Annotated in this window: 2 protein-coding genes; both read right to left on the minus strand. The window is 63.0% G+C overall.

All coding sequences use genetic code 11. The annotated features are described in order from the left end of the window. Positions 1 to 2,049 (minus strand): recombinase family protein (locus E4K64_RS39560; protein ID WP_135167624.1); only part of this gene is annotated, 2,049 nt, incomplete at its 3' end. Next, positions 2,043 to 2,484, minus strand: a 442-nt coding sequence (locus E4K64_RS40980; protein ID WP_209311913.1) for a hypothetical protein, incomplete at its 5' end; no start/stop codon positions are given. The genes E4K64_RS40980 and E4K64_RS39560, both read right to left, overlap by 7 nt.

Here is a 2,484-nt window from a genome sequence, read left to right on the forward strand (position 1 = left end):
ACCGATTTGTTCGTCTGAGAGCTCGATCTGCCATGGCTGGCCTTTGGTTAACTGACGACCTGCCAGCATTCCGCGCGCAAGATAATCGAAGATTGTTTGCGGGGTTACTCCAAGCTCAGCCGCTGCGCCCTGAATCGAGAAGCTGCCGTCGGGCCAGCGCATCGGATTCTTGTCCACGCCGTTGATTTTGACGGTGGGAATGCCCCAGCGGGTGCGCAACAGCCAGACGTTCTCGCCTTTGAAGGCGCAGCCTCGGGCCGCGACAAAGCCTTCCTGATTGAGTATTGCCGCGATCTCGCCATCCATTTTGTGTTCAGCATTCAACTCGACGATCCGTCGCCGCAACCGATCAATGTCGATATAGTTGCGGTAGGTATGAACGCGCCGTTGTACGTGATGCTCGCTGGTTGCGCCGGTCTGCCAGACGATCCTGAGCCACACCTGACCTCGGGTCCGCTTCTGATCAAGAACGACTTCGCGGATGACAAATCGCAGAATGCGCTTGCGATCGGCTGCCGACGTGGTGGCCGCATTCCAAATCCGCGGCAGGTTCGCGCCGAGCGCTTGTAGCCCTGCGCGTTCCGCCGGGCCAATCAGAAGCGGCTCTTGCGCGCGCCAACGCGCATGCTGCTGCTCGACCGTCTCGACGACACGCAGCTTCTCTTCCCAAGCCCGCTCAAGTGAGCGCGCCACAAGACGGTTCTCGGGCTCGACGGCGTCATACTGACGCCGGGCGCGCTCGGCCTCGTAGCGGGCGCGCTCCACGCGAAGCGCCCACTGACGCTCGAGCTGACGACTCTCTTGCTCCAGTTGGCCCGCCGCCGCGAGTGCGATCTCAATCTGATCCGGCACCAGGGCATCGAGGAGCATCCGTTCGACCAGCGCGTCAACCGCCAAGGCCCGGACTTCCTGACATAGTGCACTGCCTTGCTGGTCCCGATCCGAGCGGCAGCAATAGACCGGATAGTCGGCATTCGGGCCCGTGTAGCGCATGCTCATGCGCCGTCCGCAACGGCCGCAGATCGCAATTCCTTGTAACAGGGCTGCCCCCTTGCGCGGTACGCCAGAGTGTCCTGCCTCATAGCGGAAGATGTTATCTGCCAGTCGCCCCTGGTTGGCCATGAACTCCTCCCAGCTGATATAGCCTGGGTGAGCGGCGTGGAGGCAAACCGCCCAATCCCCGATCGCCACCTTGACCGTTCCCGTCAGCGATCCCGGCCGGCATCGGCTCGGATCCTTTTGCCGACGGCCATAAACATACGCCCCAGCATAGGCCGGATTTTGAAGGATACTAAGGACGCGTGCACTATCTGGCGCACGCCAGACGATCTCGTGTGGAGATGGTCCAAGCAGCGGTCGAACCGGCAAGGATAATCCGTTCCTCTCCAAGTACCGCATCACACGGCGAGCGCTTTGCAGTTCCCGGAATTTGGCAAACACGAGATGAAGACGGGCCTGCACCTCCTCATCGGGATTGAGAACAATTGTGCCGGCTCGATCATAGGCGAGCCCGGCCGGCAGGGGCAGCCGCAGTTCGCCCCGTGCCGCCTTCTGGCGTTCTCCTTGGTGAAGGCGCATCCGAAGCTGATGCAGCTCCGCCTCGCTCATGATGCCGGACAAGCCCAACAGCAGGCGGTCGTGGTAGGCGCGCGGATCGTAAAGCCGCTCGCCATCCGCAATGAGCACGCCGAACACCGAGCACAGCTCGAGAAGCTGATGCCAGTCCCGGTTATTGCGGGCCAAGCGAGAAGCGTCGAGGCTCACCACAAGGCCGGCGTTGCCAAGGCCGATCTCGGCAATGAGCTTCTGGAAACCATGACGATCCACAGCGCCAGCACCGGATTTGCCCAGATCCTCGTCAATGACCTGGACTCGCTCCGGCGGCCAGCCCAGACCGATGGCGCGATCGACGAGGCGGTACTGCAGCTCGGTGCTCTCCTGGTGCTGGCGCACCTGGTTCACGGATGACTGCCGCACGTAGACATAGGCCAACTTGGCTCGGTGCGCAGTCGTGAGCCGCTCGTCAGCGACGGTCGAGCTGATCAGCACGACCCAGTCCCCTTCCGGGCGTGCCGGCAACCGCTTGCATTCGCCGCAGCAGCGTGGCGAGGATTTGAGCGATCTGGGTTTGCGTCGCGGTCGATAGATTCGGCCACAGGCGCGGAATGTCGGCCGTCGGGCGGCCGGGTGGATTTGCCAACGTCGGCAGCGGTCGATACGCAACGCGACCTGGAAGCGGTCGGTGGGTCATCGCGAATCACCTTCTCGTCGAGAAGGCCCAGACTCGCGCTCAAATGTTGCATCAATGGGATCAGCGTACGTGCACTGATGCGCGGCAGATCGGCGGCGTTCGGGTGGGGCGTGATCGGCGTCTCGGCAAGATCCGTCGACGCGATCCGAACCGCCCGCGGCCGGCCGTCCGGCAGCGCAACAACGACGTAGGCAGGACCGCGCCCCGACCGCTCCTTGAGCACCTCAAGCCGG

This window comes from Bradyrhizobium frederickii, assembly GCF_004570865.1.
GTDB classification, from domain to species: domain Bacteria; phylum Pseudomonadota; class Alphaproteobacteria; order Rhizobiales; family Xanthobacteraceae; genus Bradyrhizobium; species Bradyrhizobium frederickii.